The 23,484-nt window shown below is 73.6% G+C and carries 24 protein-coding genes; 7 read left to right on the forward strand and 17 right to left on the reverse strand.

The genetic code is table 11. From position 1 onward, the window contains the following. Positions 1–32: 32 nt before the first annotated feature. Positions 33–440, reverse strand: a complete 408-nt coding sequence (locus tag P696_RS0121200; protein ID WP_051467947.1) for an iron chaperone — start codon at positions 438–440, stop codon at positions 33–35. Positions 441–792: 352 nt separating this feature from the next. Between P696_RS0121200 and P696_RS0121205 the strand changes: the two genes are divergently transcribed. Then, a complete protein-coding gene (locus tag P696_RS0121205) occupies positions 793–1,713 on the forward strand; it encodes an aldo/keto reductase (protein ID WP_026413906.1) in 921 nt (306 codons plus the stop codon). Between the two features lie 106 nt (positions 1,714–1,819). Here the strand turns inward: P696_RS0121205 and P696_RS0121210 are convergent, their stop codons facing one another. After that, positions 1,820–2,341: a MarR family winged helix-turn-helix transcriptional regulator gene (locus P696_RS0121210; protein ID WP_245627762.1), complete on the reverse strand. Its 522-nt coding sequence runs from the start codon at positions 2,339–2,341 to the stop codon at positions 1,820–1,822. Between the two features lie 129 nt (positions 2,342–2,470). On the opposite strand from P696_RS0121210, the gene P696_RS0121215 reads away from it, so the two are divergent. Further along, on the forward strand, positions 2,471–3,610 hold the full coding sequence (locus tag P696_RS0121215; protein ID WP_211245818.1) for an Mrp/NBP35 family ATP-binding protein: 1,140 nt from the start codon (positions 2,471–2,473) through the stop codon (positions 3,608–3,610). Between the two features lie 60 nt (positions 3,611–3,670). Here P696_RS0121215 and P696_RS0121220 read toward each other — a convergent pair whose 3' ends face one another. The 5 genes from P696_RS0121220 to sigE form a co-directional block, all read right to left on the reverse strand. Continuing rightward, positions 3,671–4,024 carry a sec-independent translocase gene (locus P696_RS0121220; RefSeq protein ID WP_026413909.1) on the reverse strand — a complete coding sequence of 118 codons (354 nt, stop codon included), beginning with the start codon at positions 4,022–4,024 and terminating at the stop codon, positions 3,671–3,673. Between the two features lie 273 nt (positions 4,025–4,297). Beyond that, positions 4,298–6,349 (reverse strand): trypsin-like peptidase domain-containing protein, encoded by a 2,052-nt coding sequence (locus tag P696_RS52725; protein WP_051467948.1) that lies wholly within the window; start codon positions 6,347–6,349, stop codon positions 4,298–4,300. A gap of 338 nt (positions 6,350–6,687) precedes the next feature. Next, positions 6,688–7,785: a hypothetical protein gene (locus P696_RS47060; protein WP_157429829.1), complete on the reverse strand. Its 1,098-nt coding sequence runs from the start codon at positions 7,783–7,785 to the stop codon at positions 6,688–6,690. After that, on the reverse strand, positions 7,782–8,831 hold the full coding sequence (locus tag P696_RS59375; protein ID WP_026413910.1) for a zf-HC2 domain-containing protein: 1,050 nt from the start codon (positions 8,829–8,831) through the stop codon (positions 7,782–7,784). The genes P696_RS47060 and P696_RS59375 overlap by 4 nt, the downstream gene beginning before the upstream one ends. A 55-nt stretch (positions 8,832–8,886) precedes the next feature. Beyond that, a complete protein-coding gene (gene sigE, locus P696_RS47070) occupies positions 8,887–9,576 on the reverse strand; it encodes an RNA polymerase sigma factor SigE (RefSeq protein ID WP_051467950.1) in 690 nt (229 codons plus the stop codon). A 235-nt stretch (positions 9,577–9,811) separates the two neighbouring features. Here sigE and P696_RS0121245 point away from each other — a divergent pair, with 235 nt between their 5' ends. Both P696_RS0121245 and P696_RS0121250 read left to right on the forward strand, forming a co-directional pair. Then, positions 9,812–10,417: an O-methyltransferase gene (locus P696_RS0121245; RefSeq protein WP_051467951.1), complete on the forward strand. Its 606-nt coding sequence runs from the start codon at positions 9,812–9,814 to the stop codon at positions 10,415–10,417. Positions 10,418–10,484: 67 nt separating this feature from the next. Then, positions 10,485–11,192 carry a hypothetical protein gene (locus tag P696_RS0121250; protein WP_084337900.1) on the forward strand — a complete coding sequence of 236 codons (708 nt, stop codon included), beginning with the start codon at positions 10,485–10,487 and terminating at the stop codon, positions 11,190–11,192. A 46-nt stretch (positions 11,193–11,238) separates the two neighbouring features. Here P696_RS0121250 and P696_RS0121255 read toward each other — a convergent pair whose 3' ends face one another. Beyond that, the gene (locus tag P696_RS0121255; RefSeq protein WP_026413913.1) at positions 11,239–12,699 is read right to left on the reverse strand and encodes a leucyl aminopeptidase; all 1,461 of its coding nucleotides are present in this window, start codon (positions 12,697–12,699) and stop codon (positions 11,239–11,241) included. A 173-nt stretch (positions 12,700–12,872) separates the two neighbouring features. Then, complete coding sequence (locus P696_RS54655; protein WP_083952185.1) at positions 12,873–13,040, reverse strand: DUF3117 domain-containing protein; 168 nt, start codon at positions 13,038–13,040, stop codon at positions 12,873–12,875. Positions 13,041–13,425: 385 nt separating this feature from the next. Here P696_RS54655 and P696_RS0121265 point away from each other — a divergent pair, with 385 nt between their 5' ends. Next, complete coding sequence (locus tag P696_RS0121265) at positions 13,426–14,223, forward strand: enoyl-CoA hydratase-related protein (RefSeq protein WP_026413914.1); 798 nt, start codon at positions 13,426–13,428, stop codon at positions 14,221–14,223. A 73-nt stretch (positions 14,224–14,296) separates the two neighbouring features. Here P696_RS0121265 and P696_RS0121270 read toward each other — a convergent pair whose 3' ends face one another. The 6 genes from P696_RS0121270 to P696_RS0121295 form a co-directional block, all read right to left on the reverse strand. Next, on the reverse strand, positions 14,297–14,872 hold the full coding sequence (locus P696_RS0121270; RefSeq protein WP_026413915.1) for a DNA-3-methyladenine glycosylase I: 576 nt from the start codon (positions 14,870–14,872) through the stop codon (positions 14,297–14,299). A gap of 64 nt (positions 14,873–14,936) precedes the next feature. Continuing rightward, positions 14,937–15,500, reverse strand: coding sequence for a hypothetical protein (locus P696_RS52735; RefSeq protein WP_051467952.1), 564 nt, complete (start codon positions 15,498–15,500; stop codon positions 14,937–14,939). Between the two features lie 133 nt (positions 15,501–15,633). Further along, positions 15,634–16,224 carry an LOG family protein gene (locus tag P696_RS0121280; protein WP_034486073.1) on the reverse strand — a complete coding sequence of 197 codons (591 nt, stop codon included), beginning with the start codon at positions 16,222–16,224 and terminating at the stop codon, positions 15,634–15,636. Continuing rightward, on the reverse strand, positions 16,224–17,024 hold the full coding sequence (locus tag P696_RS0121285) for an LOG family protein (RefSeq protein ID WP_026413916.1): 801 nt from the start codon (positions 17,022–17,024) through the stop codon (positions 16,224–16,226). Before P696_RS0121285 ends, P696_RS0121280 begins: the two co-directional genes overlap by 1 nt. 4 nt (positions 17,025–17,028) lie before the next feature. Next, positions 17,029–18,087, reverse strand: a complete 1,059-nt coding sequence (gene dapE / locus P696_RS0121290) for a succinyl-diaminopimelate desuccinylase (RefSeq protein ID WP_034486075.1) — start codon at positions 18,085–18,087, stop codon at positions 17,029–17,031. A 75-nt stretch (positions 18,088–18,162) separates the two neighbouring features. Next, positions 18,163–18,999 carry a 2,3,4,5-tetrahydropyridine-2,6-dicarboxylate N-succinyltransferase gene (locus tag P696_RS0121295; protein ID WP_026413918.1) on the reverse strand — a complete coding sequence of 279 codons (837 nt, stop codon included), beginning with the start codon at positions 18,997–18,999 and terminating at the stop codon, positions 18,163–18,165. A 44-nt stretch (positions 19,000–19,043) separates the two neighbouring features. Between P696_RS0121295 and P696_RS0121300 the strand changes: the two genes are divergently transcribed. Then, a complete protein-coding gene (locus tag P696_RS0121300) occupies positions 19,044–19,934 on the forward strand; it encodes a hypothetical protein (protein ID WP_245627756.1) in 891 nt (296 codons plus the stop codon). Between the two features lie 37 nt (positions 19,935–19,971). Here P696_RS0121300 and P696_RS0121305 read toward each other — a convergent pair whose 3' ends face one another. Then, positions 19,972–20,775, reverse strand: a complete 804-nt coding sequence (locus P696_RS0121305) for a polysaccharide deacetylase family protein (protein ID WP_034486077.1) — start codon at positions 20,773–20,775, stop codon at positions 19,972–19,974. A 118-nt stretch (positions 20,776–20,893) separates the two neighbouring features. Continuing rightward, positions 20,894–22,378 (reverse strand): MFS transporter, encoded by a 1,485-nt coding sequence (locus P696_RS47080; RefSeq protein ID WP_064744081.1) that lies wholly within the window; start codon positions 22,376–22,378, stop codon positions 20,894–20,896. Positions 22,379–22,534: 156 nt separating this feature from the next. Between P696_RS47080 and sigJ the strand changes: the two genes are divergently transcribed. Beyond that, positions 22,535–23,479, forward strand: coding sequence for an RNA polymerase sigma factor SigJ (gene sigJ, locus P696_RS0121315; protein WP_026413921.1), 945 nt, complete (start codon positions 22,535–22,537; stop codon positions 23,477–23,479). Positions 23,480–23,484 lie beyond the last annotated feature (5 nt).

The raw sequence follows: 23,484 nt of genomic DNA on the forward strand, positions 1-23,484 counted from the left end.
GGGGGAGGGCCTGCGACTCGTCCGAGCCGGGGTCAGCCCGCGGCTCGTGTGACGAGCTCGACGATCCGCGCCTCGGTCTCGGGCGTCAGACCGGTCAGCGCGAAGGCGGTCGGCCACATCTCACCGTCGTCCAGGGACGCCACGTCGCTGAACCCCAACGTCGCGTACCGCGCCTTGAACTTGTCGGCGCTCTGGAAGAAGCACAGCACCTTGCCGTCCTTGGCGTACGCGGGCATCCCGTACCAGGTCCGCGGCGCGAGCGACGGCGCGACGTCCTTGATGATCTGATGCAGCCGCTCGGCGACGACCCGGTCCTCGTCCGGCATCTCGGCGATCTTCTCGAGGACGTCCCGCTCCGCCTCGGCCGCCTTCTCCTCCTCCTTCAACCGCCGCGCGCTCCGCCGCGCCTCCTTCCTCAACTCGGCGGCGTGCTCCTTCATCGCAGCCCGCTCCTCAGCCGAGAACCCCTCCCGCGCCCCGCCCACACCAATCCCCCCTCAACCCACCAGCCCCGAGCCTCACCTCGGCCCCTCCCTCCTGGTCTGCCACACATCCGGCGGAGAGAATCCCCACGCGCACTACGACGACCTCACCGACTACGCCTACGACGCCCGCCCTACGGCATTGCGCTGGGGGGACGCGGCGATCGCCTTTCCGTGCGTCGCCGAGGGCGCGATCCTGCCCGACATCGATGATCCCGACACGTGGCCGCCGAGCTGGCCTTGAGGGGCGTGGTTTCGCGTGGGGGCGAAGGGTTGGTGGAGTGGCGGGGTGGGGCGGGAGGGTTCCGGCATGACTGAAGACGTGATCAGTGCGACGGGTGCCGGGGTCTGGACGCTGGGGGACGTGGAGGTTCGGCGGGTCGGGTTCGGGGCCATGCGGCTGCCGCAGACAGGGCGGGCGCTGGTGGCGGACGCGATGCCACGGGATCGGGGACAGGCCGTCGCGGTGTTGCGGCGGGCCATGGAGCTGGGGGTGAATCACATCGACACGGCGGCGTTCTACTTCTCGCCGCTGCTGTCGGCGAACGAGCTGATCAACTCTGCGCTGTCGCCCTACCGGGACGAACTGGTCATCGCGACCAAGGTCGGACCCACGCGCGACGCGTCCGGGGAGTGGGGGACGCATGCCATGACGCCCGGGACGCTGCGCGGCCAGGTGGAGGAGAACCTGCGGCAGCTGGGGACCGACCACCTTGATGTTGTAAACCTCCGCATTGTCCGGGATGACCAGTTCGCCGAGCGGTTCGGGGCGCTGGCGGAGATGCGGGACGCCGGGCTCATCCGGCATCTGGGGCTCTCCAACGTGCGGCCTGAGCACCTGGAGACGGCGCGGGCGATCGCGCCGGTCGTCTGCGTCCAGAACCCGTTCGGGTTCGGCGCGTTCGCCGAGCAGCGGGAGATGCTGCGGCTGTGCGGTGAGCTGGGGATCGCGTTCGTGCCGTTCTACTCACTCGCCGGGACGCGGCGGGAGGCCGGAGCGTCCGGGAGCGAGGACGGTCCGGAGGTGCTGGCGGTCGCGCGCGCCCACGAGGTGACCCCCGCGCAGGTCCGGCTCGCCTGGACGCTCCACCAGGGTGCTCACGTCCTCACGATTCCGGGCACCGGCGACCTCCGGCACCTGGAGGAGAACATCGCGGCCGGAGACATCCGGCTCACCGAGGACGACCTCCAGCTACTCAACGCCGCCGACAAGGCGGCGCAACCCCAGTAGCGCCCGACGCCGTCCGCGGACGCTGCCGTCGCCTCACCCCGGCAGCGTCCGTACGGCACCGCCCTCGCAAGCTGGTCGGACGGGCTTCGGGGCGGGGCGGCAGTGGTCAGTCGGCGGTGAGGCGGTTGAGGATGGCGCCGAAGACGCGCAGGTCGTGCTCGTCCAGGCGGCTCAGCACGTACTCGCGGACGCCGCGCTGGTAGGTCGGGGTGGCCTCGGAGAGGCGGGCCCGGCCGGACGGGGTGAGGACGGCGAAGAGGCCGCGGGCGTCGCTGCTGCACGACTCGCGGCAGACCAGGCCCTCCCGCTGGAGCCGGTCGACCAGGCGGGTCAGGCCGCTGCGGGACAGCAGGACGCGGTCGGCGAGGTCGTTCATGCGGAGGCGTCCGTCCTCGGCCTCGCCGAGGTGCAGGAGCACGTCGTACGAGCCGAGCGCGAGATCGTGGTCGGCGAGCAGGTCCGCCTGCAGCCGCCGGGAGATCTTCGCCTGCGCGCGCAGCATCGTCCGCCACACGGTCAGCTCGGCGGGGCTCATCGGCCCGCCCGACGGCCCCTCGAAGGGCCCGTCCGGAGGGCCGGCGGACGGCGGGACGGGCTGCTGCGGGGCCGCAGGAGCGGCGGACGGCATTGTCACGCACCCCAGCGTACGCCCGGCACCCCCTGTGACCTAGCCAACTTTCACGGCCTTGACCTGCGGCGACACGAGTCACACCCCGGGATTCGCGAGGGGTGGTGGGGACTTCGTAGCATGGTGGGTATGGCCTCCCCATTGACGACCGAGCAGGTGACCGCGGCTCTCGCCACGGTGAACGACCCTGAGATCCGCAAACCCATCACCGAGCTCGACATGGTCAAGAGCGTCGACATCGCCGCGGACGGCTCCGTGCGCGTCGGCATCTTCCTGACCGTTGCCGGCTGTCCCATGAAGGACACCCTCACCAAGGGCGTCACCGAGGCCGTCTCGAAACTCGACGGGGTCACGTCCGTCCAGGTCGAGCTGGACGTCATGAGCGACGAGCAGCGCAAGGCCCTGCGCAGCAAGCTCCGCCCGGACGAGCAGGCGAAGGAGATCCCCTTCGCCAAGCCGAACTCGCTGACCAAGGTGTACGCGGTCGCGTCCGGCAAGGGCGGCGTCGGCAAGTCCTCGGTCACGGTGAACCTGGCGGCGGCGCTCGCCGCCCAGGGCCGCAAGGTCGGCGTCGTCGACGCCGACATCTACGGCCACTCGGTGCCGCGCATGCTCGGCGTCGAGCACTCGCCCACCAAGGTCGAGGACATGATCATGCCCCCGACCGCGCACGACGTGAAGGTCATCTCGGTCGGCATGTTCACCGCCGGGAACCAGCCGGTCGTGTGGCGCGGGCCGATGCTGCACCGGGCCCTCCAGCAGTTCCTCGCGGACGTGTACTGGGGCGACCTGGACGTCCTGCTGATGGACCTGCCGCCCGGCACCGGCGACATCGCGATCTCGGTCGCGCAGCTGCTGCCGTCCGCGGAGATCCTGGTCGTGACCACGCCGCAGCAGGCCGCCGCCGAGGTCGCCGAGCGCGCCGGCGCGATCGCCGCGCAGACCCACCAGCAGGTCGCCGGCGTGATCGAGAACATGTCCTACCTGACCTGCGCGCACTGCGGCGAGCGCCAGGAGATCTTCGGCTCCGGCGGCGGCGCGGCCGTCGCGGACGCCCTGACCCGCACCCTCGGCACCCAGGTGCCGGTGCTCGGCCAGGTCCCGATCGACGTCCGGCTGCGCGAGGGCGGCGACGAGGGCAGGCCGCTCGTCCTGTCCGACCCGGACGCCGAGGCCGCCAAGGAGCTGCGGTCCATCGCCGACAAACTCGGCTCCCGCTCCCGCGGCCTGGCCGGGATGTCCCTGGGCATCTCCCCCAAGGGCCGCTGACGCTCCACGAGGAAAGGCCCGGCCGTTTCGGCCGGGCCTTTCCTCGTTGTCAAGGGAGGCTCAGGTGGCCTCGGTGTCGAACGGCGGGCGCTCGCCGTACTCGAGCTGGCCCGCGGTGGACGCGGCGTACGAGGTGTCGCGGGCGACGGAGCCGTTGCGGTACTCCGGCTCGGAGTCGAGGTCGTCGAGCAGGTGCTTGCGGACGAACGTCTTCGGGTGCAGGTCTGCGATGTCGAAGTCCTTGAACTCCGGCCCGAGCCCGTCCTGGAGGTCGGCCTTGGCGCTGTCGGCCATCTGGCGGAGCTGGCGGAGCGCGCGGCCCGCCTGGCCCGCGACGGTCGGCAGCTTGTCCCCGAAGATCAGCAGGGCGAGTACGACGAGCACGACCATCTCGCCGAGTCCTACGTCGAACAACCCGTCCTCCACACGTGCCAAGGGGACCGGACGCCTTTGCCGCGCCCGATGCCCCAGCGTATCCGCACTCGGCCGAGCACGGCCCCCGCGGTCCCGTCCACAGGGCCGCCGCCACCGGCGTTCCCCGCCCCGGCGACCGCCCTTCCCCACCCCGACGCCCGGACTTCACCTCACGGGCACCTCGGCCTCCCGACGCCCTGGGCCTCGGGGTGGAACGGCCGCGGCCGGCGTCCCCTGGGCGGGGACGCCGGCCGACGGTCGTCGCGGTGGGTGTCAGCCCGCGGCGAGGGTGACGTCCACGGTCTTCTCCTGCCCCTTGCCGCCGGGCAGGTAGGTCACCTTGATCACGTTGCCCGGGGCCTTGCTCCGGATGGTCGCGATCAGGTCGGACGCGTTCTCGATCGGACGGCCGTCGACCTTGGTGATCACGTCGCCGGCCTTGATCCCGGCGCGGTCGGCCGGGCCGCCCTTGGTGATCGGGGCGGTGCCCTGGACGGGCTGGGCCATGATCTTGGCGCCGCCGCCCTGCCACTGCGGGTCGGGCAGCACGCCGAGCTTGGCCTGCTTGACCGTCCCGGTGTTGATGATGTCCTCGGCGACCCGCTTGGCCTGGTTGACCGGGATGGCGAAGCCGAGCCCGATCGAACCCTGCTGGTCGGCGCCGCCGGTGAGGATCGCGGTGTTCATCCCGATCACGCGGCCCTTGGCGTCCACCAGCGGGCCGCCCGAGTTGCCGGGGTTGATCGCCGCGTCCGTCTGGATCGCGTTCATCACCGTGGAGTCGCCGCCGCCCTCGCCCCGGGTCGGGACGGCGCGGTTCAGCGAGGACACGATGCCGGTCGTCACCGAGCCCTGCAGGCCGAGCGGCGAGCCGATCGCGATCACCGGGTCGCCGACGGCGAGCTTGTCGGAGTCGCCGAGCGCCAGCGGCGGCAGCGCGTGGCTGCCGGACGGCTTGATCACGGCCACGTCCGAGGACGGGTCGGTGCCCTTGACCGTGGCGGGCAGCGACGACTTGTCGTTGAACACCACCCGGATGGACGCGCCCGCGCCCAGCCCGGACACCACGTGGTTGTTGGTGATGATGTAGCCGTCGTTGACGATGAACCCGGTGCCCGCGGCGTCCTCGCCGTTCGGGCCGGACACGCGGATCATGACGACGCTCGGCAGGACGCGCTGCGCGACGCCCGCGACCGAGTCCGGCGGACGGTTCTGGACGGGCGCGTTGTCGTTGCCGCTGCCGAGGTTCACCGAGCTGCCGCCACCGTTGTCGTCGCTCGTGCCGAGCGCCACGATGCCCGCGCCGAAACCGCCCGCGACCAGCGCGATCAGCAGCCCGATGAGCGCCAGGACACCGAGCCCGGGGCCGCCGCGTCCCGCCGACGGCGGGGCTGGCACCGGCGCCCAGTTCGGACCGCCCGGGGGCTGACCGAACGCGCCGGGGCCACCCGGCGCGCCCGGAACCGTGCCACCGGGGCCGCCCGCGGCCGGAGCCGGGCCGCCCGGGGCACCCGGGGCGTGCGGCAGCGGCCGGGGCGCTCCCGGAGCCGGCGGCGGGCCGCCCATCGGCGGACGCGCCCCCGGCGGAGGCGGCTGGGGCGACGCCTGCCCGCCCCAGCCGTACTGACCCGCCACTCCGGCGGAACGCGGGTCCTGGTCGTGCGGTGCGAACGCCGGACGGGCCCGGCCGTCCTCCAGCGACGCGTCGTGCGCCGCGGCGTACGGGTCCTGGCCGCCCGCACCGGGCGTCCTGTAAGGCTCCTGGCCACCCATACCGGGCGTTCCGTAGGGCTCCTGGCCTCCCGCGGCGGGCGGGCCGTAGGGCTCCTGGTTCGAGGCCGCGTAGGCGTCCTGCTGGACGCCGCCGGGGGCGGGCTGCGCCGGACCGCCGTAGGACGGCTCGTCAGACGCGCCGCCGACGGAGTCCGGTGCGGCGAACCCGGCGGCCTGGTCACTGTCGGTCATCGTCGGAAGCGGACCGGCCGGGGCGTCGGCGCGTCCCGTCTCGGATCCGGCAGCGAACGGCTCGGATCCGGCGTCCCCGCTCGGCGGGGTGTCGGTCTCGGCGTCCGCCGGGCGCTCCGGGTCGTGGTCGGTCAGGGTCTCCGGCGGCGCGCTCGCGGACCGCGCGGCCCGCCCGGCCACCGGACGGTCGCCGGGCGACGGGGAGTCGTCCACCCCGACGGCCCCGCGGCCGTTCACCCGCTCGGCCGCGGCACCCGCGGCGCTCCCGGATCCGGAGGCGTCCGGCCGCCCGTCGCCCTGGCCGGGGGCGAGCTCGTCCCGCTCCGTCCCCTCGACCGGTCCGCGGCTGTCTTCGGTCATCCCCACTCTCCTACCGGGCATGAATCTCACTGATCCGGGCTCATCGTCGCCGACTCGGCATGTGATGAGCGTAAAACTCTGGGCAACGGCCCCCGGGCCCCCGCCCGCCGCACCGCCCCATTGTCCTGGATCAGCGAACCCCCACGCACAGCGCACCTCACCTCACCCACCGCCACGCCACCCGGCACGGCCCCAGCCGTGCCCGACCGGCACAGCCAATGGCGCGAGCACGCTGACCGGCACGGCCTCAGGCCCGCCGACCGCACGGGCTCCGCCGTGCCCAGCGGGCACGGCCAATGGCGCGCGGCGAGCGTGTCGCCCGGCACGCCCCCCGGGGGTCAGTTGAAGGGGTTGGCCCAGGAGGTCAGGCGGCCGAGGCCGCGGCGTATGCGGGTCCAGGCGGAGGCCTGGACCACCGGGAAGGCCTCGGCGACGGCCGCCGCCGTGCTCTCCGGCGCGTCCGTGAGGACCGTGTAGACGTAGTCGCCGCGCTGCTCGACCACCCAGTTGCGGACGGTGTCGCGGCGGTAGGCGGGACGACCGTCCAGTTCGTCCCGGGTCCAGCCGGTCATCCCGCGCTTGTCCAGCCCGCCGTGCTGGACGAACACCGACACGACGGCCAGGCCGTCGGAGTAGCTGAGGTGCAGCGCCTCCCCGCCGGACGGGACGGTCGAGCGGCGCACGTCGTACAGCGCGAGCCGGCCGGGCAGGTTGCGCGGCACGGGCCAGCCGTCCTGCCGCAGCTCTTTGACCTGCGCGGACGTGAGCTGAACCTCGGTCGGGACGGGCGTCACCCGGCCGGACGTGGTCTGGTACGGCTCCGGGGCCGCGTCGCCCGGCTCGTCCGCGCGAGCGGACGCCCCGCGGATCGGCGCGCGCCGCAGCGCCGCGGACTTGATCACCTGGAACCGGTTGAAACCGCCCACGACGACCGCGCGGCCCGCCGCGTCGAGCAGCTCGCGGTGGAGCATGAGGCCGGTCTCGGCGTCGAGCCAGAAGCGTCCGGCGGTCGAGCCGTCGGCGCGGCGGGCCTCGACGACGGCGGCGCGGCGGCCGCACATCGTGCCGTCCGCGCGGCGCACCAGCGAGTAGTTGCGGACGAGCAGCGCGAGCGTGGCCTGCGACACGCCGACCGGGACGACGCCGTCCGCCGTGTGCCGGACCGGCGCGGTCGAGGTGTGCGTGCCGTGCCGTCCCCAGGTGGTGAGCACCCGCTCGCCCTCGTAGGACACGGTGCCCGCGGCGTCGGCGGCGGCGCGCAGCAGGCGCAGCGCGTCGGGGTCGCTCGGCGCGGGACGGCTCGCGTGCGCGTCGCCGGTCAGCACCGCCCCGGCGCACACCGCGCCGGCGAGACCCAGCGCCGCGAGCACACGACGCCCCCGCCTCCCGCCGCCCTGGTGCGGGCGGCGCGGACGCGGGCGGACGATCCCGATCACGGCTCCGGGGCGGAGGGGACGGCGGTCCGGAGCGTGCCCGGATCGGTCAGCGGGTCGGTGATGGGCGTGTCGCCCGAGGTCAGCGCGTGCTGGACGGCGAACCGGTCGAACGCGGGCGTGACGGTGGGCGCGTCCTGGTTGCCGCCGGCCGCGTAGGACGCGACGCCGAGCCCGAGGAACAGCGACGCCGCGCCGACGGCCAGATAGCGCTTGCGATGCGTGCGCCCGGCCCGCACGGCCCCAGGGCCCACGGACCCGCCCGGCATCGGCCCGAACGCCGCGGCGCCGGCCATCGCCCCGGAGGCCACGGGCGCGTGGCGGGCCCGGGACCGTCCGGCGGAGACCGGCGGACGGTTGTCACGCGGCCTGCCCGGCCGGGTCGTGCCCCCGGACGGCGAGGCCCACGGCTGGCGGCTCCGCGCGGGCGGAACGACCCACGACCCGCCGAGGTCGGGCAGCTCGTCCGGACGGGTCACATCGGCGGGACGGACGGCGTCCTCCCGCGCCCCGCTCCCGCTCCCCTCTCCCGCCCCTTCGTGATCAGAACGTTCACCACGGCGGGCGGGGTCGGCGGCGGACGGGCCGTCGGCGGCGGCGAGGGACTCGCCCAGGCCTCGCAGGCGGGCGAGGAAGTCGGGGGTCGGCATGTCGTCCGGCACCTCGGCGGACGAGGCGGCGGCACGGCCCGCGCCCGCGTCACGCGAGCCGTCCCCGAGGCCGGGCACACCGGACGCGCCACGGCCACCCGGCAGGCCGGGCCCGGAGAGGTCGGACAGGCCGGATGCGGACAGATCAGCCAGACCCGGAGCGGACAGGCCGGGAAGGTCGGGCGCGGAGAGGTCGGGCAGGCCGGGTAGTCCGCGGTCGGGGGCGGACGTGTCGGGCGGTGTGGCCAGGCCGCGGAGCCGGGCCTTCAGGCGTCGCAGCGCGTCGGCCTCGGCGCGGCACGACGCGCAGCCCGCGAGATGGCGCAGGGCGCGTTCGCGCTCCTCATGCCCCAGCTCGCCGTCGACCAGAGCGGTCAGACGCTCCCCCAGACAACTCACGCGGCTCCCTCGTCGATCAGTTCAGGTGTGGCGCCCCGGCGCGCCGGAACACCCGTCAGCGGCCCTCCGCGACCGCCGCCACCGCCGTGTTCGCGGCGGCGGGCCCGGCCGCGGTGGACCCGGCGTCCCCGCGACGGGGCGCCCGGTGTTCCAACGCGGCGCGCAGCTGCGCCCTTCCCCGGTGGATGCGGCTGCGCACGGTTCCCAGTTTGACATCCAGGGTCGCGGAGATCTCCTCGTAGGAGAGCCCCTCGATGTCGCACAGCACCACGGCCGCCCGGTACTCGGGGGCCAGGGCGTCGAGCGCGGCCTGGACGTCGGAGTCGAAGTTGCGGTCGTCGTACGCCTGCGCCGGGGTGGGCTCGCGGCCCTGGAGGCGCTCGGCGGCGTCGTCCGCCAGCCCCTCGAACCGGATGCGCTGCTTGCGCCGCGCCTGGTCGAGGAACAGGTTCGTGGTGATGCGGTGCAGCCAGCCCTCGAACGTGCCGGGCGTGTAGTTCGACAAGGAACGGAACACCCGGACGAAGACCTCCTGGGTGAGGTCTTCCGCGTCGTGCTGGTTGCCGGTCAGGCGGTAGGCGAGCCGGTAGACCCGGCCCGAGTGCTCCCGGACGACGTCCTCCCAGGACGGCGGCGCCCACTCGGCCTCGGGTGCGTTGTCGCGCGTACGCGCCGCCGCGTCGGCCCGGCTTCTCCCGGAGCCGACCCCGACGGCGCCCTTGAACGTCAGTGCTGCCACTCCCATGGTGCCGGGCTGTTCCTCTCTGGAAAAGGTGGAACGACACGGTCGCGCCTGGGCTGGGGCGGTTGCCGTACGTGCGATCCACACCCGCCCCCGGCTGGGGCGGGCGCCATCGTGAGTTAGAACGTGCTGAAACGCCAGTTGGTTCCCCGTCAGCGATATTGTCTTTCCAGCATGAGCCAGGCGGGGGTCCCGCGAGGAGGCAGCCATCGACGCCATTGAGGCCACCCTGACCTACGTGGAGGAATTCCTTCCCGAGGACGAGGCGACCGCCGACGCCCGCCGGCGGGGGCACGAGGTCGGCGCCGTGCCGATCGGCGCCGCCGGCGGCGCCGCGCTGCGCTTCCTCGCCACGCTGATCGGCGCGCGCAACGTCGTCGAGATCGGCACCGGCTGCGGCGTGTCCGGTATCTCCCTGATGCGCGGGATGCCGAAGGACGGCGTCCTCACCAGTGTCGACGTCGACCACGAGAACCAGCGGCTGGCCAAGCTCGCCTACCGCGAGGCGGGCCTCGGCTCGTTCCGCACCCGCATGATCGTCGGGCGCGCGCTCGAGGTGCTCCCCCGCCTCACCGACGGCGGCTACGACATGGTCTTCTGCGACGCGGTCAAGACCGAGTACCCCGAGTACTTCAGCGCCGCCCTGCGGCTGCTCCGGCCGGGCGGCGTCGTGGCGTTCGACAACGCCCTCTGGCACCAGCGCGTCGCCGACCCCGCCTACCGCGGCGACGCGGCCACCGAGGCGATCCGCGAGGTGCACCACATGATCCGCGAGGACGAGCGCCTCGTCCCGCTCCTGATCCCGGTCGGCGACGGCCTGCTCTGCGCCGTCAAGCGCGACTGACCCCGTGCGCGCCCCCCGGGACACGCCGACGAGCGGGGACGGTCCGGCCCGTCCCCGGACCAGGTGGGTGGACACCGCCCACGACGTCGAACCACCGCCGCCCGAGCCTGCGCCCGCGCCCGAACCCCTCGTCCCGGACGAGGACGCCCCGGACGCCGCCTCGGCCACCTCCCCGGAGCCGTTCGCGGTCCGGATGGGCATGACGTGGCGGACGGTCTGGCGCGGCGTGGCGTTCGGGATCCTGATGCTGGCGTCGGCCGGGTTCGTGGCCGGTGGCCTGATGCGCGGCGGGTTCGGCGTGGGGAGCTTCGCTTTCATCGTGCTCGGCGCGGTCGGGCTCGTGGCGTTCGGCGGCGGCTTCCTGGCCGCGGTCGGGGGGCCGCTGGCGCGGCGTCCCGTCCTGGAGCTGTCGCCTGAGGGCGTGCGCCGTCCGGCGAGCTGGCCGCTGCCCCGCTCGCGCGACCGCGTCCTGCCCTGGACGGACGTGACGGCCCTCGCCGCGCTGCGCCGCGGCGTGTCGGGCACCAAGCGCGGCGAGCAGGACTACCTGGTCTTCCTCGGCACCGACGCGCTGGTCGAGCTGGCCCGCACCGCCGAGCGTCCCGCGCTGATCGCCTTCACCCTCGCGGACGTCCCCGCGACGACGCCCGGCATGCCCGAGGCCACCCGCTGGTGCTTCGGCGTCGAGCCCGGCTGGGACACCACCCTGCCCGTCCTGGTCAGGGAGATCCGCCGGCGCCACAAGGTCCCCGTGGTGGACCGCCGCACCCGCTGACCGCCGCACCCGCTGACGGACGCGGGGGCGGCGGCACCGCGTCAGGTCAGGCGGACAGCCACTCCAGGAGCAGGCGGGCGGAGAAGCCCGTGGCGCCCTTGGTGATCTCGAAGTCGTCGCCGGTGGCGCGGGCGGGACCGGCGATGTCGAGGTGGGCCCAGGCGCGGTCGCCGACGAACTCGCGGAGGAACAGGGCGGCCATGATGGAGCCGCCGCCGAAGCCGCCGCGCTCGATGTTGGCGACGTCGGCGACGTCGGACTCGATGCCCTTGCGGTAGTCCTCGATGAGCGGGAGGCGCCAGAGCGGCTCCCCGGCCGTCTGACCCGCCTCGGTGAGGGCCTCGGCGAGGGCGTCGTCGCCGGAGAACAGGGCGCCGTGGCGGAGGCCGAGGGCGACCTTGGCCGCGCCGGTGAGGGTCGCCACGTCCACGACCAGGTCGGGGTCCAGCTCGGCGTCGGCGTAGGCGAGCGCGTCGGCGAGGACGAGCCGCCCCTCGGCGTCGGTGTTCAGCACCTCCGACGTCCGGCCGCCGAAGTGGGTGATCACGTCGCCCGGCCGCATGGACGACCCGGACGGCATGTTCTCGGCCGCCGCGACCAGCCCGGTGACCTTGGCGCGGACGCCGAGGCCGCGCAGGGCCGCCATGACGGCCATGACGATGCCGCCGCCCTGCATGTCGGTCTTCATGAGCTTCATGTTGTCGTTCGGCTTCAGCGACAGGCCGCCGGAGTCGAACGTGATGCCCTTGCCGACCAGGACGATGTGCCGGTCGGCGCCGTCCGGCTCGTAGGTGAGCTCGATCAGCCGCGGCGGGTGCAGCGGCGAGCCCGCGCCGACCGCGAGGAGGCCGCCGAAGCCGCCCTCGGCGAGGTCGCCCTCGTCCCGGACGCGGACGGTCAGGCCGTTGTCGGCGGCGAGCCCGCGGGCCCGGTCGGCCAGCCACGCCGGGGTCTTCTCCGAGGACGGCGTGTTGGCGAGGTCGCGGGCGAGCCCGGTGGCCTGGGCGAGCGCGACGCCCCGCTCGATCCGCGGCGCGGCGGCCTCGGGGCCGGACTCGGTGAGGATGGTCAGGGCGCCCAGCGGGCCCTTCTTCGGAGCCTCCCCGACGCGGAAGTCGTAGGACGCCAGCAGCGCGCCGACCACGAACGCGGACAGGTCGCCCTCGGGGACGCCGACGACGAGGTTCGCCCGCCCGCGGGCGCGGCGGGCGAGGGCCGCGCCGGCCCTGCGCAGGTCGGCGGGGGTCGCCTCGCCGACGCCGTAGAGCAGCAGCTCGCGGATCTTGTCGCCGACGCGGATGGGCGTCGCGACGATCTCACCGGGCTCGCCCTTGGCGCCGTGCAGGGAGAGCACCTCGTCCAGCGAGAACGGGAGCGCGGCGGCGATCTCGGCCGCGGGCGCGACCGGGCCCTGCCGGACGGGGATCGCGGCCAGTTCGGCGTCGAGTTCGGTCACGGCCTGCGTGACGGTCCCGCCGGCGGGCGCGACGCGGGTCTGGATGGGCATGCTGAACGCTTCCCCCTGTGCTGGAGTCCGCGGGGCCGGAGCCCGCGGTGCTGAGCTGTGTGCTGCTGTTCTGCTGTTCTGCTGTCCCGCTGGTCGAGCTGTGCGGGCCCGGGGACGGCGAAGGCCCCGGCGTCACCACCGGGGCCCGCCGTCAACGCCGAGCGAGCAGGAGGTCAGCCCACGACCTGCTTCAGGGCTTCGCCGAGTTCCTTCGCCTCGTCGGCGGAGAGCTCGACCACGAGGCGGCCGCCGCCTTCGAGCGGGACCCGCATGACGATGCCGCGTCCCTCCTTGGTCACTTCGAGCGGACCGTCTCCCGTCCGCGGCTTCATCGCCGCCATGCGTGCATCCCCTTCCTGCCCAGGACCGCGTGGGGCCTCTCGGGCACCGTTGGCCGCCTGGCCGCCTGTGCATCCGCGTCATCAGTGGTAGTGGTCCATTATCTCGCCTTCCGAGCGCGAAGTGGTAACGATCAGCCTCCAGATCGCGGGACTCGCCCCAAAAAATCCCCTTTTGGGGCGCTACCTACCAACCCATTCGTCCGGGATTCGGGGCCTCGTCCGGAGGGTCCCCGAAGGGCGTCCGGAGGGGGCCGGAACGACCCCCGAACGGCCCCCCGCCACGGGGGACGCCGACCTCGCCGGAACCGGTTGGGGGCTTGCCCTCCGGGGCAGTGGTCGTCAAGGGTGGCGGGAGCGAGACCGTGAGCAGATTGTGAGGACGAGGATGTCCGACGCGACGACGGAACCGGTGCGGTACGAGACGGACGGCGGTGTGGCGACGATCACACTCGACCGACCCGAGGGGATGAACGCGCTGACGGAGGCGACCAAGGAGGCGCTGCGGGCGGCCGTCGAGCGCGCCGCCGACGACGCCGCGGTGCGCGCCGTCGTGCTCACCGGCTCCGGACGGGCCTTCAGCGCCGGGCAGGACCTGCGCGAACACGCCGACAACCTCGCCGCCGGGCGCGGCCTCGACAACACCCTGCGGCGGCACTACAACCCCATCGTCGAGGCGATCACCGGCATGCCCAAGCCGGTCGTCGCGGCCGTGAACGGCATGGCGGTCGGGGCCGGGATGTCCCTCGTCCTGGCCTGCGACCTGGTGGTGGCCTCGGAGAGGGCGTCCTTCGCCACCGCGTTCAGCAAGATCGGCCTCGGCCCGGACAGCGGGCTGTCCTGGACCCTGCAGCGCCTGGTGGGCCGCGCGAGGGCCACCGAGCTGATCATGCTCGCCGAGCCCCTGCGCGCGTCGGACGCGCTCACCCTCGGCCTGGTGAACCGGGTCGTCCCGTCGGAGGAGGTCCTCCCGGCGGCGGCCGAGCTGGCCCGGACCCTCGCGTCCGGCCCGACGGTCGCGTTCGCCGCGATCAAGACCGCGCTCGTCCACGCGGCCTCGCACGACCTGCCGTCCGCCCTCGAACGCGAGGCCGAGCTCCAGGACGCCCTCGCCGAGACCGCCGACCACAGGAACGCCACCGAGGCGTTCCTCAAGAAGGAGCAGCCGACCTTCGAGGGCCGCTGACCCCGCACGAAGCGACGGAGGCCGCGCCCGGGGTTCCGGGCGCGGCCTCCAAGGGGTCTGCGGGGCGCTGGGATCAGCTGTAGGCGCCTCGGCGGTGGCAGGCGGCCAGATGGTCGTCGACCAGGCCGCAGGCCTGCATGAGGGCGTAGGCCGTGGTGGGGCCCACGAAGCGGAAACCGTGCCGCTTCAGCTCCTTCGACAGGGCCTTGGAACCGGGGGTGGTCGCCGGGACGTCGTCCGTCGACTCCGGGACGGGCGCGCCGGGGTCGGCGTATCGCCAGATGAGCTGGGCCAGGCCGCCCGGGAGGTCGAGCGCGGCCCGGGCGTTGCCGACCGCGGCGTCGATCTTCATGCGGTTGCGGACGATCGCGGCGTCCGCCAGCAGCCGCTCGACGTCGTGCTCGTCGAACGCGGCGACCTTCTCCATGTCGAAGCCCGCGAACGCGGCCCGGAACCCCTCGCGCTTGCGCAGGATGGTCAGCCAGCTCAGCCCCGACTGGAACGCCTCCAGGCAGAGCCGCTCGTAGAGGCCCTGGTCGTCCCGGACGGGACGCCCCCACTCCTCGTCGTGGTAGGCGACGTACTCGGGCGCCGACAGGCCCCAGGGGCAGCGAGCCAGACCGTCCTCGCCGATGACCGCGGTATTCACCCGCCCGTTCTACCTCATGCCACCGACAGAACCGATTCCGGAGCTCCGCGACGGACGGGAGCCGTCAGTACTGGTGCGGTTTCTCGTTCTCCAGGAGCTCGCGGCGGCCTTCGAACAGGCCGCCGCCGAACGCCTCCGGTCCCTCGTCGCCGTCGAAGCGGTCGCCGCCGTTCCGATACCGGTCGGACCCGCCCTCGGGACGGTCGGGACCGTCCTCGTAGGGCTCGGCGGCCGTCGGGATGTCGGTGGCCGTCGCGGGGGGCTCGCCCGGCGTCGCCCAGCCTCCGGACGCCTCGGACGGCCCGGACCCGGGACCCTCCGCGTCCGTGAGGCGGCGGCGCAGGTCGGCGATCTGCTGCTCCATCGCCGCCACGCGCGTGTCGCGCTCGGTCAGGGCGTAGGCGAGCCGGTGCAGCGCCTCGTCGGTGACGTTCATCTGGTAGCCCCACAGCGCGCGCGGGAGCCGCAGCATCGCGACCTCGGGGCCGGTCACGCGGGCCCCGTCCAGCAGCGGCATGGGCGGGACGTCGGGATGCGTGCGGCCCAGCTCGCCGCCGTGCCCCATCGCGAGCACGACGACGGCGGCCAGCACGGCGACGCCAGCCAGCACGAGGACCACCATCACCACGGTCTTGCTCCCGTCTGTCTCCTTGTCCCGCAGGACGATCGTGCCATGCCGGACGCCCCCGTGAGGGCCGCCCGGCGGTCCCGGCCCGTCCCGCGCCCCCGCGAGCCCCTTCCGGCAGGGTGGCTCCCGAGCCCTACGGCTGCGCCTCGGTGAAGTCCTCCGGGGTGGCCTCGATCCGGGGGCGGGAACGTTCGAGCAGGTCGAGGGCCTCGTCGAGATCGGCCGTCCAGCCGATCGCGTCGAAGATCTTCGGCCGGGCGAAGCCCAGCTCGGTCAGGTTGTCGGCCAGCTCGCGCAGCGGGGCGTAGACGCCGAGCGGGTCGAGGACGACCAGGGGCTTGTCGTGCATGCCGAGCGTCCGGGACGTCCAGATCTCGAACAGCTCCTCCAGCGTGCCGATGCCACCTGGCAGCACCAGGAAGGCGTCGCTGCGCCGGTCCATCTCGCCCTTGCGGGAGCGCATGTCGGGGGTGATGATCAGCTCGTCGCTGTCCTCGTCGGAGACCTCGACGTGGCGCAGCGCCTCGGGGACGACGCCGATCGTGCGGGCTCCCCCGGCGCGGGCCCCGCGCGCGACGGCGCCCATCGAGGAGATCCGGCCGCCGCCGCTGACCAGGGTGTGGCCCCGGCGGGCCAGCTCCAGCCCGACCCGCTCGGCGAACTCGACGTGCACCGGGTCGATGCGGGTGGACGAGGCGCAGAACACGCAGACCGCGATGCCCATCAGGACGGGTCCCCGGCGCGGCGCGCGACCTCGGCCACGGCCTCGATCTCCTCGCGCTTGCGCTGCTCCGCGTCGTGCGCCTCCACGATCACCCGGACGGCCTCGTCCGGGTCGTCGGTGAGGTGGATGAGGTCGAGGTCGTCGGCGGAGATGTTGCCCGCGGGGAGCACCGACTTCCTGATCCAGTCGAGCAGCCCGCCCCAGTAGTCCGTGCCGACCAGCACGATCGGGAACCGGGTGATCTTGCCCGTCTGGACGAGGGTGATCGCCTCGAACAGCTCGTCCAGGGTGCCGTAGCCGCCGGGCAGCACGACGAACGCCTGGGAGTACTTCACGAAGACCGTCTTGCGGACGAAGAAGTACCGGAACTGGACGCCGATGTCGATGTGGTCGTTCAGCGACTGCTCGAACGGCAGCTCGATGCCGAGCCCGACCGACAGGCCGCCCGCCTCGTGGCAGCCCTTGTTCGCGGCCTCCATGATGCCGGGGCCGCCGCCGGTGATCACCGCGTAGCCGGCCTCGTTCAGCTTCGCGCCGATCTCGGTGCCGAGCTTGTACTCGGCGGTGTCCGGCCTGGTCCGCGCGCTGCCGAACACCGACACGGCCTTGGGCAGCTCGGCGAGCAGCCCGAACCCCTCCACGAACTCGGCCTGGATGCGCAGCACCCGCCACGGGTCGGCGTGCACCCAGTCGGTGGGGCCCCGCCGGTCCAGCAGCCGCTGGTCGGTGGTCGTCGGGGGGATGGCCTTGCCTCGCAGGGTCGCCGGGCCCTGCCGCCTGGTGCGGATCTCGCGCTTCATGAACTCACCTTAGCCAGGCCAGCAGGCGGTTCTCGGCGTCGGTGATCAAGGGGAGCTCGACGTACTCGTCCCTGGTGTGGGCGAGGGTCGGATGCCCCGGGCCGTAGTTGACGGCCGGGACGCCCAGGGAGTCGAACCGCGCGACGTCGGTCCAGCCGAGCTTGGCGCGCACGTCCGCGCCGGTCTCGGCCACGAACGCGCGCGCGGCCGGACGGTCCAGACCCGGCCGGGCGCCGGGGGCCGCGTCCACGAGCTTCACCTCGAAGCCATCGAAAAATGTCCGGACGTACTCTTCCGCTTCGGCGACGGACTTGTCTGGCGCGAAGCGGTGGTTCACGGTGACGACGCACTCGTCCGGGATGACGTTGCCCGCGACGCCGCCGCTGATGAAGACCGCGTTCAGGCCCTCGTGGTACTCCAGGCCGTCCACGACCGGCTTGGCGGGCTCGTACGCGCGCAGGCGGTCAAGGATCGCACCGGCGGCGTGGATGGCGTTGGAGCCCATCCAGGCGCGCGCGCTGTGCGCCCGTTCCCCGCGCGCGCGGACCTCGACGCGCAGCGTGCCCTGGCAGCCGCCCTCGATGAGCCCTCCGGTGGGCTCCATCAGGACGGCGAAGTCGGCGGTGAGGAGCTCGGGACGGGTCTCGGCGATCCGCTTCAGTCCGTTGCGGGCGGCCTCGACCTCCTCGCACTCGTAGAAGACGTACGTCACGTCCCGGGAGGGCTCGGTCAGCGCGGCGGCCAGCTTGAGCTGGACGGCGACCCCGGCCTTCATGTCGGTCGTGCCGCAGCCGTAGAGGCGGTCGCCGTCGCGGCGGGACGGCAGGTTCCCGTTCAGGGGGACGGTGTCCAGGTGCCCGGCGAGCAGGACGCGCTCGGCCCGGCCCAGATCCGTCCGCGCGATGACCGAGTCGCCGTCCCGGACGACCTCCAGGTGCGGGAGGGCCCGCAGCGCGGCCTCGACGGCGTCGGCGAGGGCCTTCTCGTTCCCGCTCACCGACTCGACATCGACGATCGCCGCCGTCAGGTCCGTCACGTCCATCTGGAGATCGAGAGTGGTCATGCCGAAACCCTATGCAAAGGGGACGGCCGTGTGGACCGTCCCCCCGTGCGCGCGCCCTCCGTCGGGCGCTTGCCGTCAGGTGTTGATGCCGTGGTCGCGCAGGATGTCGTTCAGCTCGGCCTTGTTGTGCCGCTGGCCGGGCTCGAGCCGCTTGAGCACCAGGACGGCGGGCAGGCCGAAGCTGCCGCCCTTGAACTCCTTGGTGCGGGTGCCGCCGACGGCGACGCACCAGTCGGGGATGCGGCCCCGGCTGATCTCCTCGCCGGTCTCGACGTCGATCACCGGCATGGACGCCGACAGGTTCGTCCCGGAGCCGACGACCGCGCCCTTCCCGACCCGCGCGCCCTCGACGATCATCGAGCGGGAGCCGATCATGGCCTCGTCCTCGATGATCACCGGCTTGGCGTTCGGCGGCTCGAGGACGCCGCCGATGCCGACGCCGCCGGACAGGTGCACGTTCTTGCCGACCTGGGCGCAGGAGCCCACGGTCGCCCACGTGTCGACCATCGTCCCGGAGTCGACGTAGGCGCCGATGTTGGTGAACGACGGCATCAGGACGACGCCGGGGGCCAGGTAGGAGCCCCAGCGGGCGATCGCGCCCGGCACCACGCGGACGCCGTCCAGGCGGCTCTTCAGCGGGATGCGGTCGTGGTACTGGAAGTCGCCCACCTGGGACCGCACCATGCCGAGCACCTTGAAGCTCAGCAGGATCGCGCGCTTGGCGCGCTCGTCCACGACGACCTCGTCGGTCGCCGGGTCGACGAAGGCGACCCGGGCCTCGCCGGCGTCGATCTGGTCCACGGCGGCGACGATCGCCGCGCGGGCCTCGGTGTCGTCCGGCCCGAGGTCGGCGCGGCGCTCCCAGAGCTCGTCGACGGCGGTGGAGATCGGGCTGGTGAACGTCTCGGTCATGGACATTGAGCTTACCGACGGCCGGAGCCCGGTACGGTCAGGGCGTGGCAGTGTGGGCGAAGCTGGGATCCGGTCCCCGGGAGGAATCGGACGGCGGACGGGGCGGACGGCGGCGGCGCTGGTGGATCGTGGCGCTCGTCGCGGTCGTCGCGCTGTCCGCGGGCGGCTGGGTGCTGTACACGCGCGCCCGGCCCTACCTCCACGGATCCGGCTGCGAGGTGCGGACGTCCCTGGGCAAGATGCCGCTCGACCTGGACCAGGCCGCGAACGGCTCGACCATCGCCGCCGTGGCCGCCCGCAAGGGGCTGCCCGAGCGGGCCTCGGTGATCGCCTACGCGACCGCGATCCAGGAGTCGCACATGCGGAACCTGGCGGGCGGCGACCGCGACTCGGTCGGCATGTTCCAGCAGCGGCCCTCGCAGGGCTGGGGCTCGCCGGACAAGCTGCGCGACCCCGTCCAGTCCACCAGCAAGTTCCTCGACGCCCTGGTCAAGGTCAAGGACTACCTGGACCTCGACCTCCACGACGCCGCGCAGCGCGTCCAGCGCAGCGCCGACGGCAACGCCTACGCGCAGCACGAGGGCGACGCGAAGGTGCTGGCGCAGGCGTTCGGCGGACGGTCCGCCTCGGCCGTCCGCTGCTGGTACCCGCCGAACAAGCGCACCGACGCGCGCCGCGCCGACGCCGTCCGGGAGATGCGCCGCGCCTTCGGCAGCCGCCTCCAGGTCGTCGCGCCCGCCGCGCCCGACTACGACGCGGTGCGCGCGCCCAACGAGCGGACGGGCTGGGCCGTGGCGTCCTGGGCCGTCACCCACGCCCAGACCTACGGCCTGAGCGAGGTCCGCTTCGCCGGACGCCACTGGCGCGCGACGGACGGCCACGACGGCTGGACGCACGACGCCAAGGCCCCCACCACGACCGTCATCATCCGCTAAGCCCGGCGGAGGTCAGAGCGCGACGAGCGGCCGGGGGTCAGAGGGCGACGAACTGGAGGCCGCGCTGCTTGAGCTTCGGGATGACGGTCTTGAGGGCGTCGATCGTCTGGACGCGGTCGCCGCCGCCGTCGTGGCAGAGCAGGATGTCGCCGGGCTGGGCGCGCAGCATCGCGCTGGTGATCTTGGCGATGCCGGGGCGGGCCCAGTCGCGCGGGTCGATCTTCCAGTCCACGCAGATGAGCTTGTGCTGGTCGGCGACGTCGAACACCGCCTGCGACCAGTTGCCGCCGGGCGACCGGAAGAACCGCGGCGCGACGCCGCCGGTCTGCGCGATCTGGTCGTGCGCCTCGCCGATCTCCTTGGAGATCTTCGCGGTCGACAGGGCGGGCAGGTTGAGCGGGTGGGTGACGGTGTGGTCGGCGATCTGGTGGCCGTCGTTGACGATCCGCTGGACGATCTTCGGCTGCTCCACCACCTGCTCGCCGATCATGTTGAAGGTGGCCTTCACGCCGTGCGCGGCGAGCAGGTCGAGCATCATCGGGGTGTAGGTCGGATGCGGGCCGTCGTCGATCGTCAGGGCGATCGCGTTCTGCGGCGCGGCCGGGGCCAGGTCGTACAGGCTGCGGACGGGCTTGTGGAGGGCCTGCATCGGCTGGCCGTGGGCGTAGCCCGGGTCCGGCGGCTGGACGGGCCCCTTCCCGTGCGTCCCGCCGTGCCTGCCGTCCGCGCGGGCCGAGCGCGACGGGCCTGCGTGCCACAGCTCCGGGGCCGCCGCGGCGGCGATGCCCGCCGCCCCGGCGGCCAGCAGCCCGAGGGCACGGCGGCGGTCCACGTTCGGCATGAGTACTCCGATGTCTGTCGGGTCGTCGGGTGATCACAACGTTGGACGCCGCCCGCGGCGCATGTGTTCGATCGTCCGGCATGCTGACAGACTTCGCATGGGCCCGCCATGCCCGGGTTCAGCGCGCGTCCACCACCGCGTCGGGTGTTGTGGCCGGTTCCGTGTCCGTCGCGGCAGGCGTGGGGGTGGGCTCCTCGCCGCGCGTGTTGCGGACGCCGAGGCCGACGATCGCCGCCGCGAGGGTGAACATGGAGCCCGCGAACAGGGCGTCCTGGAAGCCGGACGTGCTGGCCTGCCGCGGGTCCGTGCCGAGGCGGAGGAGGTCGCCGGTGCGGTCGGCGGCGATGACGGCCATGATGGCGAGGCCGAGCGCGGTGCCGAGCTGCTGGGACGACTGGAGCAACGCCGCCGCCATGCCCGCACGGTCCGCCGGGACGCCCGCGTTCGCGGCGGCGGTGACGGACACGAACGCGACGCCGAGGCCGAGCGCGAACACGATCAGGCCGGGCAGCAGGTCGCGCGCGTACGAGCCGTCGACCGGGACGCGGGAGAGCATGTACAGGCCGCCCGTGCCGATCAGGCCGCCGACCACGATGAGCGGACGCGTCCCGAACCGGGGCAGCAGTTTGGACGTGATGCCCGCCGCCACGCCGACCGCCGCGCACAGCGGCAGGTAGGCCGAGCCGGTCTGCAACGGCGAGTACCCGAGGACGCTCTCCATGTAGAGGCTGAGGAAGAAGAACATCGCCGCTCCGCCCGCGAGGATCAGCAGCTGGGTGACGTTGGCCGCCGCGAGACCGCGGATGCGGAAGGTGTCGAGCGGCAGCAGGGGATGCGCCGACCGCGTCTCGTTGAGGACGAACAGCGCCAGCAGGACGGCCGAACCGGCGAGGCCGCCGGCCGTCCGGGTGGTTCCCCAGCCGACGTCCGGCGCCTTGACCAGCGTGAACACCAGCAGCAGCATCGCGCCGGTGACCAGGAGCGCGCCGGGGAGGTCGAACTCGCGGATCCGCGCCGTCCGGCGGTCGTCGGGAAGCAGCATCGGGACGACGATCAGGATGGTGACGACGACCGGCACGTTCACCAGCATCACCCAGCGCCAGCCGAGGCCCTCGGTGAGGACGCCGCCGAGCAGCACGCCCGCGCCGGACGCCGCGCCCGCCATGCCGCCCCAGAGGGCGAGGGCGCGGTTGCGCTCCGGCCCCTCCCGGAAGGACGTGGTGAGCAGCGACAGCGCGGCGGGGAGCATCGTGGCCGCGCCGAGGCCCTGGACCATGCGCGCGGCGACCATGACGGACGCGTCCTGCGCGAACCCGCCCGCCGCGGACGCCGCGCCGAACAGGACCGTCCCGCCGACGAGGACGCGGCGGCGGCCGAGCAGGTCGGCGACGCGTCCGCCGAGCAGCATGAAGCCGCCGTAGGTGAGCAGGTAGCCGCTCGGCACCCACTGCAGGCCCGCGACCGAGAAGCCGAGGGCGCGCTGCATCGCGGGCAACGCGATGTTGACGATGGACGCGTCGATGAAGTCGAGGAAGGCGACGCCGCACAGCAGCGCGAGCGTGAGCTTTCCCCGGCGCGTCGCCAGGAACGAACTGTCGGACATCTGGGAGTTCGCCTCCGCGTTCGGATGGGTTTCGCCTCCTGAGAGGCGGCCGGACGCGGCGAACGTGACGGCGGTGAGAGACGAATCTCAATTTCGCCCTGGATGTCACACTTCGGGGGTCGTCGCACCTCAGGGTGTCGGCGAACAGGAGGACCCATGCCCCACCACCTACCGACGGCGGTCACCCCGGACGAGGCCACGGAGGTCTACGCCGAGCACCGCGAGCTGCTGTTCTCGATCGTCTACAACCTGCTCGGAAGCGTCTCCGACACCGAGGACGTCCTCCAGGACACCTGGCTGGCGTGGGCCGCGCGCGGCATGGACGACGTGGAGAAGCCGCGCGCGTACCTGGTGCGGATCGCGGTCAACACCGCGCTCGCCCGGCAGGCGGCGGTCGCGCGGCGGCGCGAGTCGTATCCCGGGCCGTGGTTGCCGGAGCCGCTGGTCGGAGCGGCCGGAACCGGGACCGGGCCCGGGGACGACGCGGCCGACGACGTGGCGCGCGGCGAGGCCGTGTCGCTGGCGATGCTGGTCGTGCTGGAGACGCTGACGCCGCTGAGCCGGGCGGTGTTCATCCTGCACGAGGTGTTCGGCTATCCGCACACCGAGATCGCCGAGATCCTGGGCCGCTCCCCCGCGTCCGTCCGGCAGGTGGCGCACCGCGCGAAGCTGCACGTCCGGGCACGCCGGAGGCGGCGCAGCATCGACCGCCGCACGCAGCGCGCGGCGACCGAGCGGTTCCTCGCCGCCGCGCTCGGCGGGGACCTGGCCGAGCTGATGAAGATCCTCGCGCCGGACGTGACCATGTGGACCGACGGCGGCGGCGTCCGACGGGCGGCGCTGCGTCCGATCGAGGGCCGCGACAAGGTCGCCCGGCTCATCACGAGCGGCGTCTACCAGCGTCCGGACGAGCTGGACATCCGCTACCGGACCGTCAACGGCGACCCGTCCGCGGTGCTCTTCGACGGCGACGCGCCGTTCGCCGTCATGGTGCTCGACATGGCCGCCGACGGCGAGCGCGTCGAGGGCATCTACGCCGTCAGCAACCCCGACAAACTCGGGCACCTCGTCGACGCGTCGGAGGACGAAGAGGAGGGCTGAGCCGG

The sequence above is a fragment of the Actinomadura oligospora ATCC 43269 genome (assembly GCF_000518265.1).
GTDB lineage: Bacteria > Actinomycetota > Actinomycetes > Streptosporangiales > Streptosporangiaceae > Spirillospora > Spirillospora oligospora.